Raw genomic sequence first — 26,602 nt, 5'->3', positions numbered from 1 at the left:
CAACAGGTGTCCGACCTGATAACCAGTCGGCGATTCAATTGAAAAATATCGTGTGGGCGAAACCAGTTATCGTGGAAGATGCGCCGATCCAAGTACACACGGGACTATACCCGGAAGAGAACGGTGAAATCGCTTTTGAAATCTACAGCGAGCCAAGAGAAGCCGAGGAGAATCTAGTAGTACATAGCCAGGGAAGAGCAGTACTACGATCAGCTATGGAGGCGCCAGCGCTCGACCTTTCTGCCATTCAAGCACAGTGCACAGAGAGTAGTTACAGCTTTAGCCAATGCTACGAAACATTTCAAGGGATAGGACTGGCATACGGTCCATCACACCAGGGGATTGAGGAGCTGTTTATCGGGAAAGAACAAGTGCTGGCGAAGCTGGCCTTGCCTTCTTCTGTTACGGATACAGCAGGAAAATTTGTCCTCCATCCGAGTATAATGGACGCCGCATTACAGGCATCGCTTGGTTTCATGATGGGCACTTCCGACCTTCAGCCATCCCTGCCTTTTGCCTTGGAGCAATTGAACATTTACAGTGCTTCTACAACCGCTGTATGGGCGTTGGTTCGCTACAGTGACGGCAGTGCAGTTACGCAAAAAGTACAGAAGCTCGACATTGATTTATGTGATGAGCAAGGCAAGGTTTGTGTAAGTATGAAGGGATTCACAACAAGGATGCTCGAAGGTGAAAAAGCTGCCGGAGGTGCAAAAAGCAAAGGTACAGGTGAAGCAGGCAAAATCACAAGTACGCTGATGTTGCAGCCTGCTTGGATCGAAAAAGCCATTCCTAAGGAAGCCAATGCTCCTGAATATGAACAGCATGTGGTGATGCTTTGCGAACCAGGGAAGATTTCTGGAGAAAGCCTTTCATCTCAGATAAACAGTGCAAGAGTCCTCGTGCTGCAATCCGATCAGCAAGGCATAGCGGAAAGATTCCAAGCGTATGCAGTTGAAGCGTTTGAAGAAATAAAAGCCCTTCTTCAAGCAAAACCAAAGGGGAAGGTGCTGATACAGATTGTGGTTCCTCTCCGATCGGAACAACGATTGTTCGCTGGATTAGCTGGTCTTTTGAAAACGGCACAGATCGAAAACCCAAAAGTAATCGGACAATTGATCGAAATCGATTCGACAGAAGATTCAGCGGGATTGGCGGAGAAGCTGAAAGCAAACAGCCTTTGCCCTGCAGATTGCCAGATTCGCTATCAGTTAGAGAAAAGATTTATTGCGGGATGGAGTGAAGCTGCGGCCGCACAGCATAAAGCAAGCATGCCGTGGAAAGACAACGGGATATATTTGATCACGGGCGGAGCAGGTGGCTTGGGACTTATTTTTGCCAAAGAAATGGCGGAGCAAGCTCGTGGCATCACCTTGATTTTGACGGGACGCTCTGCGCTGACTGCACAAAAGCAAGCAAAGCTGCGCAAGCTTGGGGACAACGGGGCAAGAATCGAATATCGCCAAGTGGATGTATCGCAGAAACAGGCCGTAGAGGATTTGATCCAAAGCATTCAAACAGAGTTTGGCGATCTTCACGGGATCATTCACGGTGCGGGTGTGACTCGTGACAGCTTTATCCTGAAGAAAACGAAAGAAGAGGTACAAGCCGTTCTCGCGCCAAAGGTTGCGGGACTCCTTCATTTAGACGAAGCGACGAAGGGACTGAATCTGGATTTCTTTGTGCTCTTTTCTTCAGCAGCTGGAAGCTTGGGCAATATGGGCCAAGCAGATTACGCGACGGCCAACGCCTTTATGGATAACTTCTCCGCTTACCGCAACGAACAGATCCAGCAAGGAGAACGGCAGGGTCAGACCCTCTCCATCAATTGGCCTCTGTGGAAAGAGGGCGGAATGCAGGTAGACGCAGAGACAGAAAAGAGATTGTGGGACGACCTGGGCATGGTGGCTATGCAGACGGCTTCGGGTATCGACTGCTTGTATCGGGGGGTAGCTTCTGGACAAGATCAGCTGATGGTCATGGAAGGTGACCATGTACGGATGAAGCAAAGGCTGATGGGAGCAACGGAAACCTCCGTGATCTCAACAGCTCATTCGGACAGCTTGCAAAGCGAGGTCCAAGCGTCGTTGCTGAAAATGGTCGCTGATTTGCTCAAGGTTGAGAAAGAGGATATAGAAATCCACGCTGAGCTCAATGAATACGGCTTTGACCAGATAAAGCTAACCGAATTTACAAACAAGCTGAATCAAGCCTATGAGCTTGAACTGACTCCCTCTGTATTGGTTGAGTACCCGACGCTTTTTGCTATCTCGCAACACTTGATGGATGCCTACACTGATCGGTTCATCCGACAGTTCCAACGAGCAAAGAGTGCAAGCACCTCCGCAAAAACGGAGAAAGAACAGCCTGTTTCCATTGGGCAACAAGATGTGCTTCGGGCAAAAGTAAGGGAGTATTTGAAAAAGGAAATTTCTGCTGTTATCAAGCTCCCCGCATATAAAATCGATGAGGATGCTTCGTTGGAGAAATACGGAATCGATTCGGTTATGGCGATGCAATTGACCAACCAATTGGAAAAAGCATTCGGATCGCTGTCGAAAACATTACTCTATGAATACCAAAACATAGAGGATTTGACAGACTATCTTTTTGCCCATCACCGGGACAAAATTATTGGAATCATGGGGGCTGGGAAAACCGCAGAGACAGGTGCAGTAGAAAATGTTTCTCATGTACTGCCTGCTGCTGACTCCATAACAGACCATCGCCATCGTTTCTCACGGTTTGTTACGCGTGAGCAGGCAAATAAACAAGCAACATCTGACCGAGACATTGCCATTATTGGTGTTTCGGGTCGCTATCCGAAGGCTTCCCATATACAAGAGTTCTGGAACAATTTGCGGGAAGGCAAGGATTGCATTACAGAAATTCCGCAGGAACGCTGGGACCACAGCTTGTATTTTGACGGAGATAAAAACAGCCCAGGAAAAGCATACAGCAAATGGGGCGGCTTCATTGACGGTGTCGATCAATTTGATCCGCTGTTCTTCCATATTTCTCCGCGGGAAGCGGAAATGATGGACCCTCAAGAACGCCTTTTCCTGGAAACCGTGTGGAATCTGCTCGAAGAGGCAGGATACACACGAGAAGTATTACAACGTCAATATGAGAATCGAGTCGGCGTCTATGTAGGTGCAATGTATCAGCCCTATCACGCATTTGATACGGATATGGAAAAGGGTTCGATCATTTCTCTGTCTTCCTATCATTCGATTGCCAACCGGGTCTCTTACTTCTTTAATCTGCAAGGTCCAAGCATGGCGATTGATACAGCGTGTTCTTCATCTGCCATTGCCATTTATCATGCCTGCGAGAGCTTGATGAAGGGAGAAAGCTCGCTCGCAATCGCGGGTGGCGTGAATGTATCGATCCATCCCAAGAAATACCTGGGCTTAAGTCAGGCACAAATGATCGGAAGCCACGCGGACAGCAGAAGCTTTGGCGATGGAGACGGATATTTGCCAGCAGAAGGCGTAGGCGCTGTACTATTAAAGCCGTTAGCCAAAGCGATAGAAGATGGAGATTCCATCTTAGCCGTCATCAAATCAGTCGCTACTAATCATGGCGGACGTACCAATGGGTTTTCCGTGCCTAATCCCAACGCACAAGCCCAATTGATCGAAGAAAATTTTGCTAGAGCGGGTATCGACCCACGAACGATCAGTTATGTGGAAGCCGCCGCAAATGGCTCGCTGCTGGGAGATCCGATTGAGTTGAAGGCGTTAACGAATGCTTTTTCAAAGCAGACGGACGATGTCCAGTTTTGTGCGATTGGTTCGGTGAAATCAAATATCGGTCACGCCGAGGCAGCTTCTGGGATTTCCCAGCTGACCAAGGTGATTTTGCAGCTACAGCATCAGGAGTTGGTTCCCTCTATAAAAGCGGAGCCGTTGAACCCGCATGTCCATTTTGCAGAAACGCCTTTTTATCTGCAAAAAGATCGACAAAAGTGGGAGCGACCCGTAGTGAGAATCAATGGGGAAGAACGAGAGGTTCCGCGCAGGGCGACAATTAGTTCGTTTGGAGCAGGAGGGTCAAATGCTCATTTGATTCTCGAAGAATATATTCCACCACAGACAGAGATGAAATCCATTTCATCTGCCGCCTCACCTCAGATCGTGGTTTTCTCGGCAAAAAATGCTGACCGATTGCGTGCTGTTGCCAAGCAGATGCTTGCTTTTGCCCAGCAGCAAGCGTTTTCCTTGGCGGACTTTGCCTATACGCTCCAAGTGAAACGAGAAGCCATGGAATGCAGGCTGGCTATGGTGGTTCAGGATCAAGATGAACTGATTCATGGATTACAGGCGTATTTGGAAACGGTCGAACAAGGCAGCGAGCCAACTGCATCGATTCCTATCTATACAGGGGATCTCGAAGAAGACCTTGCAGGAGTGAGAAATCTTCTTTCAGGCAAGGTAGGAGATACGGTGTTGCAGGTTCTTTTAGCAGAAAATAATCTGGACAAGCTTGCCCTTCATTGGACGCAGGGAGGTAAAATTCCTTGGGAATCCTTGCATCCACAAGAGCGTCGCATGCTATCTCTGCCTACCTATCCTTTTGCCAGAGAACGCTATTGGCTATCCTCTTCCGAGGGTGAGCAGCAGCAGCTCGGAACTGAAACGATCAATCAGCCTATGGAAAAAGCGACGTTAGCGATTGATATCAACCCGGACAGCCCAACGGAGGAAAACATCCTGCGGGATATGGCACAATTTCTCTCGCGGGAATTACACCTTTCGGAAGGGCAAATCAAGCCAAACAAATATTTCTTGGACTATGGCATAGATTCGATCATGGTTACCAAGCTGATTCGTCATTTAGAGCAGCGCTGGAACATCAAGATCAGAGGGCGGGAAGTGCTGGAGAACCCGACGATGAAGTCCTTGGCTCATCTACTTGCGATAAAAATAAAAGAGTGGAGTCATAAAGAGATTGCTTCCACTACAGATTTCGAAACATCGTCTCAGGATAGCGGTGAACCGACGGAGAATCTCGCAGTCGATATGCTGCTGCAAAAATTCAAAGATGGCCTGCTAAGCTTGGAAGAGATCGAACAGTTAATCGACAAAGGAGGGATGATATGATGCGACGGGAAATCCTCATGGCTTACAAAGAAGGTAAGCTGTCTGCTGCGGAAGTGCAAGAGAAGCTTCTGGAGCTGGAAACCCCATCGTTTACAAGTCCTCTGTCCGTCGGGCAGCAAGGATTGTGGATGTTGCAAAAAATGTCTCCTACAATGAGTGCTTATAATGTTCCGTTATGCTTTTGCATCCGCCAGAAATGGGACGTAGCCTTATTGAAACAGGCTTGCCACCTTGTAAGTAAACAGCATCCGATTTTACAGAGTTCGATTATGGAAAAGGATGGTGTTCCGTATCTGCTTCAACGACCGGAGCAATCGCTAGCCATTGAGCAGGAGGACATCTCCAGCTTAACGTCTCAGGAAGTATTGCCTTATCTCAGGCAAAAAGTAAAAGAACCCTTTTCTTTGGAAAAGGGTTCTTTACTCCGCATTCATCTATTGTCGCGTTCGGAAGAAGAGCATTATGTCCTGATTACAGTCCATCATATAATCTTTGACGGACATTCCTCCTTGCTATTCCTACAAGATTTGGTCCAAGCCTATATCGAGCTGGTTGAAGGAAAACAGTCGAAAGTAACACAAAATTCAACCGTCTACGCTGACTTCGTAAAATGGGAACAGGACATGATGGCAAGCGAGGAGGGTGGGGAACATCGTGCTTACTGGCTGGAGCAATTGTCAGGGACACTTCCGCAGCTGGAGCTCCCTGCCGATCGCCCGCGTTCTTCTGCACCAAGCTTTGAGGGGCAGGTTTTTACGCATGTATTTTCACGAGAATGGAGTCAGCAGGTGAAGCAGCTCTCCAAGCATTACCGTATGAACCCATCTGTTCTCTTGTTAGGGATTTTTAAAGCCTTATTGTATCGCTATACAGGTCAAACAGATGTGATTGTCGGCATGCCGACGATGGGACGTCCAGAAGAGAGATTCGATTCTTTGATCGGTTATTTTGTCAATATGATCCCCATTCGCAGTCAGATAACGGGGGATAAGTCTTTCTCCCAGTTCATTCGGGAATTGCAGCTTACGCTGATTGACGGGATGGATCACGCTGTCTATCCTTTTCCAGCGATGGTTCGCGAGGCAAATATTCCTCGACTTCATGGAAGTTCACCCGTTTTCGATATCATCTTTACGTACCAAAATTTTCTGCAATCGCAAAACCTGCAGCGATTTTATGATAAATGTCAAAACAAGCTTGCCATCGAATTGATTGAGGGTGTTCATCAAGAGGGGGAGTATGAATTTGAGTTAGAGGTGTTTGAGCAGGAAGCTGAGTTTGTGTTGAATCTGAAATACAATCCGCATGTATTTGATCAAGCAATGATTCAACGGATGGCAGACCATTATCAGAATATCGCAAACGAAGTCATCAAAAATCCTGACATCGCTTTGGATGAGATATCACTTATCTCTACTGAAGAACGAAACATGCTGCTCGTTGAGTGGAATGAGACTGACGCGGCATTCCCACAGGCTTTATGCATCCATGATTTGTTCGAGAAGCGAGTTCAGCAAACGCCAAATGCCGTGGCTGTTGTTTATGAGAACCAGTCATTGACCTACCGTGAACTGGATGAGCGGGTAACCAAGCTGGCGATCTATTTGCAGGCCGAGGGCGCAGGTCCTGAAGCAACAGTGGGAATTTGTGTCGAACGTTCTTTGGAAATGGTCATCGGCATTTTAGGCATTCTGAAAGCTGGCGCAGCTTATGTTCCATTGGACCCAACTTATTCCACAGAGCGGTTGGCATACATGCTGGAAGATAGCAAGAGCATTTTGTTGCTTACCCAGGCTCGCCTTCTGGAACAGTTATCTTCAGCCGCAGGAGAAAATACGAAATGCATCGTGTTAGACAGAGATTGGGAAGAAGTTGAGCAGACAGCCCAGCGACAAAAAACGCTTAACCGGGTAGTAAACCCAACCAATCTTGCTTATGTGATTTATACATCTGGAAGCACAGGGAAACCCAAAGGGGTCATGGTGAGTCATGAAAGTATCATCAACACCCTCTTTTTCCTTGAATCCCGTTATCCGGTTATGGAGAACGATGTTTATCTGCTGAAAACCAACTATGTGTTTGATGTTTCGTTGTCCGAGCTGTTTGGTTGGTTCATCGGTAGAGGGCATCTGGTCATTCTCCCGCCACATGGGGAGAAGTCTCCAGAGATGTTAGCGGAATCGATCGTGAAGCATCGGGTGACTCATGTCAATTTTGTTCCAGCGATGCTGAATGTCTTCGTCAACGGTGTTGCAGCGAATCAGCCATTCCTGCAGCATTGTCCGCTAAAATATGTGATGGTTGCAGGCGAAGCCTTTCCAAAAGAGCTGGTGAAAAGGACGGTTGCCACTTTTCAAAAGGCGAAGATCGAAAATATTTACGGACCAACGGAAGCCTCTATTTATGCGGCATGGTTCTCCTGCTCTGAAAATGAACTGGTCAGCAGCAATACACCGATTGGTAGACCTGTCGCAAATACGCAACTCTACATCGTAGATCGCCATATGAATCCCGTGCCGGTCGGTGTATCAGGAGAGCTTTGTATTGCAGGAAAAGGTTTGGCTCGCGGGTATTTGAATCGCCCAGAGCTGACCGCAGAGAAGTTTGTAGATAACCCGTTTACACCGGGAACCAAGTTGTACAAAACAGGTGATTTAACACGTTGGCTCCCTGATGGAACGATTGAGTATTTAGGCCGAATCGATCATCAAGTAAAAATTAGAGGCTTTCGAATTGAATTGGGTGAGATCGAGAGCCAATTAATGGCTCATCCACAGATCCAAAGCGTTGTCGTGTTGGTGAAAGAAGAGGGCGATCACAAACGGTTGGTTGCTTATTATGTTCCGAAAGCAGGTGCCAACCATGAACAGCTTGAGCCCTCAAAATTACGGGAGTATTTGAGAAGGAATTTGCCAGAGTATATGCTTCCGGCATTTTTTGTTTCCATGGATAAAATCCCGTTAACTGCTAATGGAAAAGTGGATCGCACAGAGCTGCTGAGTCAAAAGCTGGTAGTTACACAGGCGAAGAAGCAGGGTCTCCCGCAATCTGATATTGAACAAAGGACTTTGAAAATTTGGCAGGATGTCCTGAATGTTGAGGGGATCAGTACAGAAGATGGCTTTTTCGATGTGGGCGGAGACTCGATTCTCGCTACCATGGTTGTTGCCAAAATGACAGAAGAGTTTCAGTGCGATCTAAATGTGACCACTCTGTTTAAGTACGTCAATATTCGAGAGATTAGCGAATATATCGCAGCAAAGAAAGAGAAGGAATTAGATGAGCAAACGGATTTTGTCAATCCGAACCAGGAAACGGCGCATAGCGTAGCACAGGTGGAGGAGACTTATCCTGAATACTATGAGGATAGCATCGCGATTATTGGAATCTCCTGCCACTTCCCGGGAGCGAAAAATCATAGGGAGTTTTGGGAGAATTTACGAAACGGCGTAGAAAGTGTACGTTTCTTTTCTGATGAGGAGATCGATCAATTACATCTGCCTGATGAATACTTACAGAACCCGAACTTTATCCCGGTACAGTCCACCATAGAAGGAAAGGATCATTTCGATCCAGGATTTTTTCACCTATCAGCCAGAGACGCAGAATTTATGGACCCGCAATTTCGACTGTTATTGACCCATTCATGGAAAGCGTTGGAGGATGCAGGGTATACAACGAAGCAGGTACCGCAGACGGGTGTATTTATGTCGGCGAGCAATAGTTATTATCAAGCGCTCTTGCCGCATTTCACCAAGGAATCACCGAATGTCATGAAAGATCCCAATGAATATGTCTCGTGGGTTTTGGCGCAAGGTGGAACGATTCCCACGATGATTTCTCATAAAATGGGGCTAAAGGGGCCGAGCTTTGCCGTCCATTCCAATTGTTCCTCCTCATTGGTTGGCTTGCATCTGGCTTATCGCAGCCTGCAATCGGGAGAATCAAAAGTGGCTTTGGTAGGCGGCGCAACTATTTTCCCTACGACTTATACAGGGTATGTCTATCAAGCTGGATTGAACTTTTCCAGTGATGGTCACTGCAAGACGTTCGACGCGTCGGCAGACGGCATGATCGGTGGAGAAGGAGTCGGCGTGGTTGTTCTCAAAAAAGCTTCCGATGCGATCAAGGACGGCGATCACATATATGCCCTCATGAGAGGAATTCGCATTAACAATGACGGGGCAGATAAAGTCGGCTTTTATGCGCCAAGTATAAAAGGTCAGGCTGAGGTGATTCAGCAAGTATTAGATGACACCAAGGTTCATCCTGAAACGATTAGCTATATCGAAGCGCATGGGACGGGCACTTATTTAGGCGATCCGATAGAATTCGCGGCGCTCAATGAAGTGTATACCCAATACACATCCAATAAACAGTACTGCGGACTTGGCTCGGTGAAAACCAATATTGGCCATCTCGATACAGCCGCAGGGTTAGCAGGCTGCATTAAAGTAGCGCTGAGCTTATACCATAATGAAATTCCTCCGTCGTTAAACTATGAAAAGCCGAATCCGAATATCAATTTGGATCAATCGCCGTTTTATGTCGTTGACACGCTCAAAAAGTGGGAGGATGCGCCTGTTCCCCACAGAGCGGCGTTAAGTTCATTTGGTCTTGGCGGGACGAATGCTCATGCGATTTTTGAACAATGGAAGGTTGAGACAGAAGCTAAGCGCGTCAGCGTGAGTGATGATAACAACCATCGCGTTTATTTCGTGCCATTATCAGCCAAAAACGATGATCGTGTTCAAGCGTATGCCCAGCAGCTCGTTGATTTTCTTAGAGGGAATCAGGAGCGAGTCCATCTAGCAGATTTGGCCTATACTCTCCAAGTAGGAAGAGAAGCAATGGAGAGCAGGGCTATTTTTATTGTCAAAAATACAGCGGAACTCATTCAAAAGCTGAGTGACTTTTTGCATGGAGAGGAACAAATAGCGGGTAGCTTTAGAGGAAACGTAAAACAAGCAAGCCATGAAGTCTCCCGATTGAAAAAGAATGGGACGAATCGTGAGCTGATTACCAAGCTGTTTGCAGAAGGCAAAGGAGAAAAAGCAGCCGAGCTGTGGAGCAAGGGTCTGGATATCGAGTGGGAAGTCCTGTACAACGATGCAAAGCCGCGTCGTATCAGCCTTCCAACCTATCCATTCGCTGAGGAGTCCTATGGGGTTCCTGAGAATGTGTTCAAAGAGTCGGGAGTGGCTAGTGTCCAGATTTCGCCAATCCCTTCAACAACTCCAAAGACAGAAACGCTTCTTCTCCAACCGTGCTGGAACGAACAGGAGATCAGTCAAAAAGCTGGTTCACCTGCTTTTGCAGAGCATCTTGTGATCCTTTGTGAATGGGCAGAGGAATTCCAACAGCGTATCGAATCCGAAATGAACGGAGTGCGTTGCCTGGTCTTACAACCACAATCACAGCAGGAAAGTATCGCAGAACGGTTCCAAACCTACACCGTCCACGTATTCACGGAAATCCAGCGAATCCTTGCCAGTAAACCAAAGGGAAAAGTCCTGATTCAGCTTGTTGTGCCTGCCAAAGAGGATCAGCAATGCTTCTCCGCCCTCTCTGGTTTGCTGAAAACGGCGCACTTGGAGAATCCCAAGCTGATTGGACAGCTCATTGAAGTGCAAGCAGAGGACAAACCAGCAGAACTGGTCCATAAGCTCCAACAAAACAGCAACGATGAGAAAAGTAAGCACATTCGTTATCAGGATGGCAAGCGATGGGTGAGCGGCTGGACAGAAATGAAAGCTTCTGGGCAAGCGGAGCATGTCTGGAAAGATGATGGGGTTTATCTGATTACGGGCGGTGCGGGCGGATTAGGCTTGATTTTTGCCAAGGAAATCACCCAGCAAACGAAGGGAGCGACAGTAATTATCACGGGTCGTTCTTCTTTGGATGAAGAAAAGACAGCCTTATGCAATGAATGGAAGACACTGGGAGCCAATATTCAATATCGTCGGGCTGATATCACACAAAAGCAGGCGGTAGAAGACTTATTCCAAGCCATCAAGCAAGAGTTTGGCAGTCTCACAGGCATTATTCATAGTGCGGGAGTCATTCGCGACAGTTTTATCATGAGAAAAACAGCGGATGAACTGGAACAAGTGCTGGCGCCAAAAGTTACTGGACTGATGCATCTCGATGAGGCAAGCAAGGATATGGCACTTGACTTCTTTATTCTCTTCTCCTCTGGCGTGGGATGCTTTGGTAATGCGGGGCAAGCTGATTACGCTGCTGCCAATGCCTTTATGGATCAATACGCCAAGTATCGTCATGGTTTGGTGAAAGCAGGCGAACGACAAGGTCAAACACTCTGCATCAACTGGCCGCTGTGGAAAGAGGGCGGTATGCGTGTTGATGAAGCGACAGAGAAGATCATGGAGGGTAGGGGCATGATCGCGATGCCGACTGCAAGCGGCATACAGGCGCTGTATCAAGGGGTGGCTTCCGGCACTGTGCAGATGCTGGTTATCGAAGGCAATCTGCCAACACTCAAGGATCAGTTGCTTGGTACTTCTGTCGTGTCACAGCTCGATTCCACACCGGTGCACGATGCGAAGCTGTCAGTCGATGCAGGCGTGTTAAAAGAGAAAACGCTCTATCAGCTAAAGGTGATGTTCGGACAAGAGACCAGACTGGGAGCAGGTAAAATCGCTGTCGATGAACCGTTCGAGACATACGGAATCGATTCGATTATGGTGATCCAGCTGAATAAAAAGCTGGGGGATGTTTTTAGCGAATTGTCCAAGACCATTTTGTATGAATATCAGACTCTTGACACCCTTGCAGATTATCTCGTCGCTGATCATAGGCAGGAATGCATGAAGTGGACGGGGCTTGATCGTCAGGGTGCGGCCAATCGCGGAACTTCAACACCACTGGTGCGTAACGAACGTGATACAGCCAGCCATGAACCGATTCGCAGTACAGCCGTGCAATCAGGAAAGCAGATAGCGCGGGAGCCGATTGCCATTATCGGCATGAGCGGACGTTATCCAAAAGCGCGATCACTGAACGAGTATTGGGAGAATCTGAAGTCTGGAAAGGATTGCATTACAGAAATTCCGGAAGAGCGCTGGTCACTGGATGACTTTTTCGAGCCTGATCCAGACAAAGCTGTGGCAGAAGGAAAAAGCTACGGCAAATGGGGCGGCTTTGTAGACGGATTCGCTGAATTCGACCCGCTCTTTTTCAATATGTCTCCGTGGGAAGCGATGCATTTCGATCCGCAAGAACGGTTATTTATGGAGTCTTGCTGGGAAGTGCTGGAGGATGCTGGCTATACGAGACAACAGCTTGCGGAAAAGTACAATCGACGGGTTGGAGTGTTTGGAGGGATTACCAAAACAGGGTTCAGCTTGTATGGACCTGATTTATGGAAGCAGGGTGAATTGATTTACCCGCACACCTCGTTTAGCTCACTGACGAATCGTGTTTCCTATTTCCTCAACCTCCAAGGTCCGAGTATGCCGATTGATACGATGTGCTCCGCTTCGCTTACGGCGATTCATGAAGCATGCGAGCATCTGTATAACGGGGATTGTGAACTGGCGATTGCCGGCGGAGTCAACCTGTATCTGCATCCTTCCAGCTATGTCTTTTTGTCAGCGCTGCATATGCTTTCCGTAGATGGACAATGCAAAAGCTTTGGGCAAGGCGGAAACGGTTTTGTACCGGGAGAAGGAGTAGGTACAGTACTGCTCAAACCACTGTCAAAAGCAATTGCGGATGGCGACCATATCTACGGATTGATTCGTGGTACCAGCGTGAATCACGGCGGAAAAACCAATGGCTATACCGTACCGAATCCAACTGCTCAAGGAGAGCTGATTCGCCAGGCGCTGGATAAGGCAGGTGTTCATGCCAAAACCGTTAGCTATATCGAAGCGCACGGAACAGGCACGGAGCTGGGTGATCCGATTGAAATTACGGGTCTCATCCAGGCCTTCCGCAAGGATACGCAGGATACAGGATTTTGTGCGATTGGCTCCGTTAAATCCAATATTGGTCACTTGGAAGCGGCGGCTGGAATCGCAGGAGTGGCAAAAATTTTGCTGCAAATGAAGCATCAACAGCTGGTTCCAAGCCTGCATGCGCAAGAGTTGAATCCGAATATTCCGTTTTCGAAAACACCTTTTGTCGTTCAGCAGGACTTGGCTGAATGGAAGCGGCCGCTTATTGAAGTGAACGGCGAAAAGAGAGAATTCCCGCGAATTGCCGGGATTTCTTCTTTTGGTGCAGGTGGGTCCAATGCACATGTTGTGATTGAGGAATATATTCCTGCGGTCAAGGAACGCCCGACGATCACGGTCAGTCCGCAAAATCCGGCGATCATCGTCCTGTCGGCGAAGAATAAGGAGCGTCTCGTTGAACAAGTGCAGAGACTGTTAGCGTCGATTGAGGAGCAAGCATTTACAGATGTGGACCTTGCTGATATTGCGTATACGCTCCAAGTGGGACGCGAGGCGATGGAAGAACGCCTAGCCCTGATGGCGAGTTCGCTTTCAGAGATGGTAGAGAAGTTGCAAAGCTTTCTTGCAGGTGATGACAGCATTGCCGACCTCTATCGTGGTCAGGTAAAGCGCAGCAGAGAAACAACAGACATCTTCGCAGGCGATGAGGAATTACAAGAAGCAATTGAGAAATGGATGCAACGCAAAAAATTCTCCAAGCTTCTCGATTTCTGGGTGAAGGGCTTGAATATGGACTGGAATAAGCTCTATGACGAAATCAAGCCTCGTCGGATCAGCTTGCCTGCCTATCCTTTTGCCAGAGAGAATTACTGGCTGCCCAAACCGAAGACACAGCCGTCCACTCACATAAAAGGTGCGCCTGGTCTGACTGCTTCCCTGCATCCTTTGCTGCATCAAAATACTTCAGATCTCCGTGAGCAAAGATTCAGCTCTACTTTTGATGGTCAGGAATTCTTTTTATCGGATCATGTTGTAAAAGGAAAGAGAATCCTGCCTGGGGTTGCTTATCTTGAGATGGCTCGAGCTGCTGCGGATCTAGCAGCAGGAGCGTTGGAAGACGAGCAATACGTGATGGAGCTGAAAAATGTAGTATGGGCGCAACCGATTGTGGTGGAAGATACGCCTGTTGAGGTACACATCGGCATCTATCCTGAGGATAACGGCGACCTTCGCTATGAAATATACAGCGAACCGCAGGACGAACAGGCCGAATCGGTGGTACACAGTCAAGGGGGTGTGGTGTTTGCAGGGATCACTGCTGTACCCACGCATAATCTCGATGCGATCAAAGCCCAATGCAGTTATCGCACGCTTCATGCAAGTGAGTGTTATGACGCCTTTCAAACAATGGGACTTGTCTATGGGCCAGCTCAGCAAGGAATTGAGCATGTGTACGTGGGAGAGGGGCAAGTATTGGCCAAGCTAGCCATGCCTTCCAAAGTTGCCGAGACGCAAGGAGAATTCGTCTTGCATCCGAGCATGCTGGATTCGGCCTTACAATCCTCTATCGGATTATTGCTTGGCACAGGCGATACAGCGAATCTGAAGCCAATCCTGCCTTTTGCACTGGAGAAGCTGAGCATTTTTAGCCAGACTTCCTCACGGATGTGGGTATGGATTCGACAGGCTAGCGCCAATAGCTCGGGAGACAAGGTACAGAAAGTGGATATTGATTTGTGTGACGATCAAGGAACGGTTTGCGTACGTATGCAAGGCTTCTCGGCACGAGTGCTGGAAGGCGAAGTAGCGACGATGGATTCCAAAGGCAAGCTCGGAGCACTGCTGGTTCATCCAGAGTGGAAGGAACTAGCGGTTGCGAGCAAGGCCGAAGCCCCTGACTATACACAGCGAGTCGTGATGATGGTAGAACCGGATCACGATTCTTGGAACAATCTCCAGGCCAGCTTGAATGGCGTTCGTTGCATTCCTTTGCGATCCACGCAAAAAGGCGTTGCCGAGCGTTTCATTGATTATACGACGCAGGTAGTTGAGGAAATTCAAGGGATTTTCAAGCAAAAAGTACGCGGCAAGGTATTGGTTCAGATTGTCGTTCCCTTGCAAGCGGAGCTACCGTCTTTCACCGCTTTCTCTGGTTTGCTGAAAACGGCAAACTTGGAGAATCCCAGCCTGATTGGACAGGTAATCGAGATAGAATCGGGCGACGACGAATTCGGGATCGCCGAAAAAATAAAGGAGAATGTACGCTGCCCATTGGATGTTCAGATTCGATATCAATCTGGAAAGCGATATGTAGCTGAGTGGGTAGAACTCGATGCTCCACAAGAGACGAGCATTCCGTGGAAACACGGTGGGGTTTATCTCATCACTGGCGGGGCAGGCGGACTGGGTTATATTTTTGCCAACGAAATTGTACAGAAGGTTCAACAGGCGAATTTCATTCTGACAGGACGTTCCCCATTGGATCAAGAGAAGCAAGGCAAACTCCAGGAATTGAAAGAATCGGGAGCAAGTGTTGAATACCGCCAAGTTGATGTGACGCAGAAACAGGAAATGGCAGAGTTGATCCGCACGATTCAACAGGACTATGGTCGACTACATGGCATTATTCATAGTGCTGGCGTGCTTCGTGACAGCTATATCCTCAGGAAAAACAGGGAGGAGGTCCAAACAGTTCTCCATCCGAAGGTTACGGGTCTCATCAATCTGGATGAAGCCAGCAAAGATGTAGAGCTGGATTTCCTGGTGCTGTTTTCCTCGGTGGCTGGCAGCTTGGGGAATATCGGTCAAGCTGACTATGCGTGCGCCAACGCATTTATGGACGGATTTGCCCACTATCGTAATGGTTTGGTTGCGTTACAGCAACGTCACGGACAGACGTTGTCCATGAATTGGCCATTGTGGAAAGAGGGCGGAATGCAGGCTGGCGCAGAGGCCGGTGACATGCTGGAGCATAGCAGGGGAGTAGTCGCTATGCAGACTTCGACGGGTATTGGAGCTATGTACCAAGGCTTAGCCTCTGGAAAAGCTCAGGTCATGGTGATGGAAGGCGATCTGGCGAAGCTCAAGCAAACACTGGTTTTGCAAACACCAGTCAACGGTTCTCAATCGAAGCATGCTCCTGTCCGATTGGAAACTTCGGAAGCAGCGGATACGAGCAATCTGTTGCAAAAAGTGGAATTTGCTTTGATGCAAACCGTGTCGGATCTGCTGCAGGTTCCTACCATGGATATTGATGTCAGAGTGGAGCTGTCTGAACTCGGATTTAATCAGGTTCTACTGACTGAATTCGCCAACAAGCTTAATCAGCAATATCACATTGGGCTGATTCCTAATGTATTCGTGGAGTGTCCGACGCTACAGCAGCTTGCGTCCTATTTACTTGAAGAATTTGAAGAGATGCTGGTAAAACAGATGCAGCCAGTGGCATCGATCACACCAACCAGGGAAGAGAAAAAAGAAAAACAAGCGACCGCTACTGTAGAACAAAATGTGCTCCGTGAGAAAGCGACTCATTTTGTGAAAAAGGAATTTGCCGAGGTGCTGCAACTTCCCGTGAATCGAATCGAAGAAGATGCCTCGATGGAGACATACGGAATTGATTCGATTCTATCCATGAAATTAACCAACCAATTAGAGAAAAGCTTTGGCTCGCTGCCGAAAACGTTATTTTTTGAGTATCAAACGATTCACGAATTAATTGGTTATTTCTTGGACTCCTATCGAGACAAATTCATTGAAATCTTGGGCCTTACAGAACAGCAGGAAACAGTTGTTACCCGAGAAACAGCATCCGTGACAAAAGAAGAGAACACGTCGAAAAGGCAAAGGAACAGCCAGCGCGGAAGCAGTCGCAAAGGCTCGCGGTTCATTTCGACACAGAAGGAAACCCAACCAGCCAAAGGAGCTTTGGATGTTGCGATCATTGGGGTTTCTGGACGTTATCCGAAAGCGCGGAATACGCAAGAGTTTTGGAACAATTTGCGCGATGGCAAGGATTGCATTACGGAGATCCCCAAAGACCGCTGGAACCACAGTTTGTATTTTGATGAGGATAAGAACAAACGGGGGAAAACCTATAGCAAATGGGGCGGATTCATCGATGGTGTTGATCAATTCGATCCGCTGTTCTTCAATATTTCGCCCCTGGAAGCAGAAATCATGGACCCGCAGGAACGTTTATTCCTGGAGTGTGTGTATGAAACCTTAGAGGATGCAGGCTATACCCGCGAATCTCTCGGATCGTCTAAAGGGTTCGGACTTGGCGGTAATGTCGGTGTTTATGTGGGCATCATGTATGAAGAGTATCAACTGTATGGTGCACAAGAAACCTTGATGGGCAGACCAATGGCCCTTGGTGGAAGCTTCTCATCTGTAGCGAACCGTGTTTCTTATTTCTTTAATTTCCATGGTCCTAGCGTAGCTGTTGATACCATGTGTTCCTCCTCGCTAACGGGCATTCATTTTGCCTGCCAAAGCTTGCTACGCGGTGAATGCGAGGTTGCAATTGCGGGTGGTGTCAATGTTTCCATTCACCCGAATAAATATTTGATGCTCGGACAGGGAAAATTTGCTTCCAGCAAGGGACGATGCGAAAGCTTTGGACTTGGCGGCGACGGCTATGTGCCTGGAGAAGGTGTCGGAGCGGTACTGCTTAAGCCTTTGGCGAAAGCAATTGCCGACGGAGATCAAATTTACGGTGTGATAAAAGGAAGCGCCATTAACCATGGCGGCAAAACAAATGGCTATACCGTACCTAATCCGAATGCACAAGCGAGTGTAATTGGGCGTGCCTTGAAGGAGGCAGGAATTGATCCACGAACGATTAGTTATTTGGAAGCGCACGGTACAGGTACTTCTTTAGGAGATCCAATAGAGATCGCAGGTTTGACCAAAGCCTTCCAGGCGTACACAACTGACAAGCAGTTTTGCTCCATCGGATCAGCGAAATCCAATATCGGGCATTGTGAGAGTGCAGCCGGAATTGCCGGGATCACGAAGATCCTGCTGCAGCTCAAACACGGACAACTAGCACCATCCTTGCATGCCGAGGTGCTAAACCCGAATATTGATTTCAGCGCAACTCCGTTTGTCGTCCAGCAAGAGCTGGCGGAATGGAAACGTCCTGTCATTGACGGTCAGGAGTTTCCAAGACGCTCCGGTGTGAGCAGCTTTGGGGCGGGTGGCTCGAATGCTCATATCGTTTTGGAAGAATACATTCCAGACCATGAGAAACGTCCAGCGATCCATGTAAGTCACGCAAATCCAGCGATCATTCTCCTGTCAGCAAAGAACGAAAGCCAGCTCCACGAACAGGCACTGCGTTTATTAGCTGCGATCAAGGATCAGTCCATTTCTGACCTGGATTTAGCAGATACTGCTTACACGCTTCAAATTGGGCGAGAAGCCATGGAAGAACGCCTGGCTGTGATGGCCGGCTCCGTTCAAGAGCTTCAGGAAAAGCTGACGCAATTTGTAGATGGACAGGAAAGCATCACAGATGTATTCCGAGGACAGGTGAAAGGTAACAAAAAGACAATCGCCGTGTTTGAAGCGGATGAAGATTTGCAAAAGGCAATTGATGCTTGGATAAGCAAAAGAAAATACGCCAAGCTGCTTGATCTGTGGGTCAGCGGAGGCGTGGTTGATTGGCACAAGCTCTACGGTGAGAAGAAACCTCGTCGCATTAGCTTGCCTACGTATCCGTTTGCAAGAGAACGTTATTGGATTCCACAGATGGATACGCAATTTGCGCGCGAAGTGGCAGCCACATCAGAAGGGACGCTCTTCCTTCACCCATTGCTCCAGAAAAACACGTCTGAATTGTTGGAACAGCGGTATAGTTCTACCTTCCGTGGACAGGAATTTTTCTTGGCAGATCATGTAGTGAATGGACAGCAGCTCTTACCGGGTGTTGCTTATCTCGAAATGGCACGCGCGGCAATCGATCAGTCAGCGGGAGCCTTAAAAGCGGGACAGAATGGCTTGACGCTCAAAAATATGGTGTGGGCCAAGCCAATTGCTGTCGATGATCAGCCTGTCGATGTTCACATTGGTCTTCAACTGGAAGACAGTGGAGAGATTGGCTATCGCATCTATAGTGAGCATACAGGAAATGTAGCAGAAGAAATTGTGCACAGTCAGGGAAGTGCCGTATTCCATACGGTTGCCGAGACGCCCGCGCTTGATCTCGCTATGCTACAAGACGCGTGTAGCCATAGCATTTTGAGTGGCAGCCAATGCTATGAATTTTATAAAGCAATGGGAATGCAGTATGGTCCAGCGCTGCAAGGAATTGTGGAAGTGCACAAAGGCACGGATCGGGTGTTGGCAAAGCTGTCTTTACCTTTCGCTGTTTTGGGGACAGAAGAACAGTTTGTGCTGCACCCCAGTATGATGGATTCGGCTTTGCAGGCGGCGATTGGCTTATTTATAGGGGCTGATGACAAGAGTCTCACTAACAATTTCGATACGCTCAAGCCAATCTTGCCTTTTGCGCTGGATGAGCTGGAAATCTTCAGTCCATGCACGCGACAGATGTGGGCGTATATTCGCTACAGCGATGGCAGCAACGCTTCTGATCATGTACAGAAGCTGGATATTGACTTATGTGACGAGCAGGGAAATGTTCTTGTCAGAATGAAGCGCTTTTCGTCTCGCAAGTTGGATGGTAAAGCGGCAGACTTCGAAGCTACAGAGGGCCAAGGAATGTTGATGGTGCATCCTTGCTGGAAGGAACAAGCAGTTCTTCAGGAAACGGAGACTCCTGCCTATGCACAGCATATCGTGATGATGGTGGAAGGTTTTGCAGCGTCGCTTGCAAGTATTTCAGCACAGATGAACGAAGTGCGCTTGATTCCTTTGCAATCCCAACAGGAGGACATTGCCGACAGGTTCGAGGCCTATGCTTCCCAAGTATTTTTGGAAATCCAAAGCCTCTTCCAACTAAAGATACTTGGCAAAGTGTTAGTGCAGGTCGTCGTTCCCGACAAAGCGGAACAATCATACGTAAGCGGACTTTCTGGCTTGCTGAAAACAGCGCAGCAGGAGAATCCTAATCTAATCGGCCAATTCATTGAAATAAACCCAGGTGAACATGCGGCAGAAATCGCAAGCAAGCTGCAAGAGAATGCGTGCCATCCTATGGATGACCGAATTCGCTATCAAGAGGGTAAACGTTATGTACTGGGCTGGTGTGAAACCAAGCCATTGCATGATGAGGTCACTATTCCGTGGAAAGATCAAGGAACCTATTTGATTACGGGTGGAGCAGGCGGTTTAGGGTTGATTTTTGCAAGGGAAATCGCGAATCAAGCGAAACGGGCAACCTTAATTCTCACAGGACGTTCTCCTCTGCGTGAAGATAAACAAGCGATGCTTCATGAATGGGAAAAATCAGGTGCAAGGGTTGTCTACCGCCAAGTTGATGTGACGGACAAGCAGGAAGTAATCCAGCTCATCCAAAGTATTCAACAGGAATTCGGAGGTCTTCACGGCATCATCCATAGCGCGGGTGTCGTTCGAGACAACTTCATCCTCAAGAAAACGACAGAAGAATGGGACCAAGTGGTAGCGCCAAAAGTGGCCGGTCTTACGAATTTGGATGAGGCAAGTAAAGATCAGCCTCTCGATTTCTTCGTCCTCTTTTCTTCGATAGCAGGAAGTGCAGGAAATAGTGGTCAGGCAGACTATGCTTGCGCGAATGCCTTTATGGACGGCTATGCGAAAGATCGGAATGAACGGGTGCAGGCAAAGCAACGTCAGGGTCAAACAGTCTCTATCAACTGGCCGCTCTGGAAAGAGGGCGGGATGCAAGTAGATGAAGCAGTTGAGGAGATGGTGAAACAAAGGCTCGGAATGATCGCCTTGCACACCGCGACGGGCATTCGCGCTTTTTATGAAGCCGTAGCTTCTCGAAAAGATCAGGTGATGGTCATGGAAGGAGATTTACAACGCCTCCACGCAGCGGTGGTGGGAAGACAGAAGACAACAGAACAAGAAGTCAAAGCTTCAACCGTCATACAACCAGCGAGTCATCATTTGCCAAAGGAAAAAGCGATCTATTACTTCAAAAAGCTGGTCTCTTCCGTGATCAAGCTGCCAATAGACCGCATCGAAGCAGATGCCTTGCTGGAAAAGTACGGAATTGACTCGATTATGGTCATGCAATTAACAAACGAATTAGAAAAAACGTTTGGTTCGCTGTCGAAAACACTCTTTTTCGAATATCAAACCATCGAAGAAATTGCAAAATACTTCCTGGCAGCGCACCGGGATCAAATGATGAGTATCCTTGGGATGGATGAGAAAGAAGCACCGACGGCATCCCCTGTGAAAAGGTCGAGCGTTGCTCAGACGATGGTTGCTGCAACGGCAAAACCGATCATCCACAATCGCAGGAGCAGGGGAAACGTGTTGAAGGAAACGACGAGTGAAACCAAACCAGCAAATGACGCCTTAGACATTGCGATTATTGGGGTCTCCGGTCGTTATCCGAAAGCTAGAAATATGAGCGAGTTCTGGCGTAACCTGCGCGATGGCAAGGATTGTGTCACAGAAATTCCCGAAGAGCGCTGGGATCACAGCCTGTTCTTTGATGCAGATAAGAAAAAGCAAGGAAAAACCTACAGCAAGTGGGGAGGTTTCCTGGACGGTGTTGATCAATTTGACCCGTTATTTTTCAATATCACACCAAGAGAGGCTGAAATCATGGACCCCCAAGAGCGTTTGTTCCTGGAGTGCGTCTATGAAACGTTAGAGGATGCAGGGTATACGCGTGAATCGCTCGGCGGGACACCTGGCATGGGTCTAGGCGGTAATGTCGGGGTTTACGTCGGAGTCATGTACGAAGAATACCAGCTCTATGGAGCCCAGGAAACGATGCTCGGTAGACCGATGGCGCTGGCAGGAAGTCCAGCCTCCATTGCGAATCGGGTTTCTTATTTCTGCAACTTCCATGGACCTAGCATGGCGGTCGATACGATGTGTTCCTCTTCCCTGACAACCATTCATTTGGCTTGCCAAAGCCTACAGCAAGGGGAATGTGAGGCTGCTATCGCAGGTGGTGTCAACATTTCCATTCACCCCAACAAATACTTGATGCTTGGACAAGGCAAATTCGCATCCAGCAAGGGACGATGCGAAAGCTTTGGAATCGGCGGCGACGGGTATGTACCTGGCGAGGGGGTGGGAGCAGTCCTGCTTAAACCTCTGGCGAAAGCGATTGCCGATGGAGATCAAATTTATGGTGTGATAAAAGGAACCGCCGTTAACCACGGAGGAAAAACGAATGGATACAATGTGCCTAGCCCGAATGCCCAAGCTCGGGTTATTGGACGTGCTTTTCAAAAAGCCGGAATCGATCCACGGACGATCAGCTATCTGGAAGCACATGGTACGGGTACCTCTCTGGGTGATCCAATTGAAATTACGGGCCTAACGAAGGCTTTCCAAGTGTACACAAATGATAAACAGTTTTGTGCCATTGGATCGGCGAAGTCCAACATCGGGCATTGTGAGAGTGCGGCGGGAATCGCTGGGGTGACGAAGGTCTTATTGCAACTTAAGCATGAACAATTAGCACCATCCCTGCATGCTGAAGTACTCAACCCGAATATAGATTTCAGCGTGACGCCGTTTGTTGTTCAGCAAGAGCTGGCGGAGTGGAAACGCCCTGTCATTGACGGACGGGAAGCTCCACGCCGCGCTGGTGTGAGCAGTTTTGGTGCGGGCGGATCGAATGCCCATGTCGTGATTGAAGAATACATTCCAAAAACGGAAGAGCAGGCTACCATAATGGCAAGTCCGCAAAATCCTGCCTTGATTCTCCTGTCGGCCAAGAATGAAGATCAGCTTCAACAACGGGTACAACGACTGCTCGAATACATTGCAGAACAGGGATTGTCTGATGCGGATTTAGCTGAAATGGCCTATACCCTTCAAGTGGGACGAGAACCGATGGAGGAACGTTTGGCTGTGATTGCGGGCTCGATGATGGAGCTTGAAGAGAAATTGAAGCAATTCATAGGAAGACAGAAGGACATTGAAGACCTTTACCACGGACAGGTAAAACGTCATAAAGACACCTTGGCAATCTTTGCAGCCGATGATGATATGCCGCAAATGATTGATTCCTGGATGAACAAAGGAAAATACAGCAAATTGCTGGACGTTTGGGTGAAAGGGCTAAACATTGACTGGAGCAGCTTGTATGGGGAGAGAAAGCCTCGGCGGATTAGTCTTCCAACCTATCCGTTTAGCCGAGAAGCTTATTGGGTGCCTGGTGGACATACGTCATTTACAGGTGCAGCATCCCGATCCACATATGAGCAGATTGCGGTTCAGCCAGACATGCGCATTTTGAAAAAGCAATGGAAGGCTTGCCCAGCGATGCCAACCAAAACAGCTCATCGAACGATTGGTATTTTCACAACGGATGAAACGAAGCATTTGGCGATTCAACTGTCCAACCATTTCGCCAAGTGTGAAATTCTGGAACTGAACGAGCTCGAATCACGATTCCACCAGGATGAGACGGAGTGGAAAAACTATGATGGCATTATCGATTTGATCGGTTGTGGGCGTCAGCATCCCGATTCGCTGGCTTGGATTCCATGGCTGCAACAACTCATTGAGAATGGTCATAAGGAAGGCTTGACGCTATTGGGTGTGACGAAAGGCTTGGAATCCTTCCAGAATGACTCTGTCAATTTGACGGGGGCCTCACGTGTTGGGGTATACCGCATGCTGCAAAGTGAATACAAGCATCTGCAATCACGTCATGTGGATTTGGAGCCATTGGCTGATGGAGAAGAACTTGCGCAACAGATTGCAGCAGAGTTTCTTATCGATGCTCAGGAAACAGAGGTTTGCTATCGAGCGGGTGAGCGTTATAGGGCTTATCTTCAGGAAGAGAGGGTAGCAGACAGTCAGGAGCCAGCGTTTGTTTTCCCTGAGAACCATGTTCTGTTGATCACAGGCGGCACCCGAGGGCTTGGATATCTATGCGCCAAACATTTTGTAGAGCGTCATGGTGTCAAAAAACTGGTGCTCACAGGGAGAGAAAGTCTGCCGCCACGCGAGCAATGGGGAGCCAATGAGACGCAAAGCACTTCCGCAGCAAAGAAAATTCGGGCGGTACAAGCTTTGGAAAAGCAAGGCGTACAGGTTGAAGTCCTCTCTGTATCCTTAACCGATGAAGAGGCTTGGCAACAGCATTTGCGCGAGTTGAAACAGACGATGGGGCCGATTGGCGGGGTGATTCATTGCGCTGGTTTTAGCGATGATCAAAATCCTGCGTTTATTCGGAAATCGACGGATGGAATTCAGCAGGTATTACAACCGAAAGTGGCTGGACTGCATACGCTATACGAACTCTGCAAGGACGAGCCTTTACAGTTCTTCGTTCTCTTTTCATCTGCTTCGGCAATCATTCCATCCTTGGCAGCGGGGCAGAGTGATTACGTGTTAGCCAATGCCTATATGGATTATTTTGCAACGGCACATGCGGATTTTTGCCCGATCGTCAGCATTCAGTGGCCGAGCTGGAAGGAAACCGGGATCGGTGCAGTTACGACCAAAGCCTATCAACAAACAGGACTCGTACACATCACTGACGAGCAAGGACTGCGATTACTGGATCATATTCTTTTGGGGAAAATTGGTCCTGTAGTGTTCCCGGCAGCCATTAACGAGGAACTGTGGGAACCCCAGCAATTGATGCAACACAAAAAGCAAGAAGCTCCTGTTGTGAACCTGTCGCCTCATCGTCCACCAGCAGGCAAGCCGACGCAAAGCTCAGTGGGTCTTGAGAAGACAGCACAAACAAGACTGATTGAGCTGTTTGCGAAGGAGCTGAAAATAGATCCTGCCAGATTGGAAATAGACAAAGAGTTTCCAGACTACGGGATCGATTCGGTGTTACTGGCTCAAGTGATGAATGAGATCATTAAATGGTTGGGCAAGGACTTGGACCCGACGATTTTATATGAATATCCCACCATCGAAACACTTGCAGAATGGCTAACCAGCAATCACGGCGATTGCATCTCTGACGAACTGACGCTGACTTCTCCTGAAATGAGCGACCATCCGAAGAGTCAGCCTATCCGCAGGGAAACTAAGAAAAGCCAGATGGTGAGTAGTCAGGCTCCCCCATATAATCAGGAAAATCCGTCTGACATCGCAGTAGTGGGGCTCTCTTGCCGTTTTCCGGGTGCTCGTAACGTGGATGAATATTGGAAGTTGTTAGCGGAGGGCCGTTCAGCCATTGGGGCTGTGCCAAAGGAACGCTGGGGGTATGAAAATTCCTATCATGCAGGACTTCTGGACAACATAACTGCTTTTGATCCTTCTTACTTCCTGATTGCAAAAGAAGATGCCAAGGCCATGGACCCGCAAGCCTTATTGGTAATGGAGGAAAGTCTTCACCTATGGCATCAGGCAGGATACACAGCGAAAGACATCAAGGGAAGGGCGGTAGGCGTCTACATCGGGGCAAGAAGTAATCACCGCCCAAGTGAAGATCGTCTTCATCAAACACAAAATCCGATTATGACCGTGGGACAAAACTATTTGGCCACAAATATTTCCCAGTACTTCGATCTTAGAGGACCGAGTATGGTCATCGATACCGCATGCTCTTCGGCGCTGGTCGGGATGAATATGGCGATTCATTCCCTTCGCAGTGGAGAGATTGAGGCTGCTATCGTCGGCGGGGTAAACGTATTAAACGGTGATGAAGCGCATCGGATGTTCCACCAAAGAGGGATTTTAAGCGAAGAGCCAGCCTTCCATATTTTTGATAGGCGTGCGGGCGGCCTCGTATTGGGAGAAGGCGTAGGAATGGTTCTATTGAAGACCGTGGAACAAGCACTGGCTGATGGTGATGAAATACATGCCGTCATCAAGGGAGTAGCGGTCAACAATGATGGACGAACGGCAGGTCCTGCCACCCCCAATTTGCAAGCCCAAAAAGAAGTTATGCAGACGGCACTGGCGAAAGCTGGCGTGAATCCGGAACAAATCAGCTATATAGAAGCGAATGGTTCTGGTTCAGAGGTTACCGATTTACTTGAACTCAAAGCCATTCAGTCTGTCTATCGCTCATCTCATATGACCGCTTGCGGATTAGGATCGATCAAGCCAAACATCGGTCATCCATTATGTGCAGAAGGGATTGCCAGCTTGATAAAAGTCGTGCTGATGCTCAAACACCAACAGTTGGTTCCGTTCTTGTCAGGGCAAGAGCCGATGACCCATTTCCATATGGAGTCAACGCCGTTTTATTTTCAACGACAGCTTTCTGAATGGAACGATTCGCCCAGAATAGCAGCGATTAATTGTTTTGCAGATGGGGGAACGAACGCCAACGTCGTTTTACAATCCTGGGAGGAGGCAGTCTCACGTCCGAACAAACGACATTCGATTGCACCTCCGACGTTAAACCGATTTGACGTTTACCGTGAAGAGGCAGGGCGTCCAACAAAAACACTGACATATGTGAGTCAGAAACCTAACCATACGACCAGTATTTGGAAGCGACAAATAGTGGAGGGATAA

General features: G+C 48.3%; 2 protein-coding genes (1 of these 2 only partly in view). Both read left to right on the top strand.

Going from position 1 to position 26,602, the window contains the following annotated elements; genetic code table 11:
• Positions 1-5,105, top strand: the 3' end of a protein-coding gene (locus HP567_RS22445) for an SDR family NAD(P)-dependent oxidoreductase (RefSeq protein WP_173608318.1). It extends 6,853 nt beyond the left edge of the window; only the last 5,105 of its 11,958 coding nucleotides appear in the window; the start codon falls outside the window, past its left edge; the stop codon is at positions 5,103-5,105.
• A complete protein-coding gene (locus HP567_RS22440) occupies positions 5,102-26,602 on the top strand; it encodes a non-ribosomal peptide synthetase (protein WP_173608317.1) in 21,501 nt (7,166 codons plus the stop codon). The genes HP567_RS22445 and HP567_RS22440 overlap by 4 nt, the downstream gene beginning before the upstream one ends.

It is taken from the genome of Brevibacillus sp. M2.1A (genome assembly GCF_013284355.2).
Taxonomy (GTDB): Bacteria; Bacillota; Bacilli; order Brevibacillales; family Brevibacillaceae; genus Brevibacillus.
This window is presented reverse-complemented; position numbering and strand designations above follow the sequence as displayed.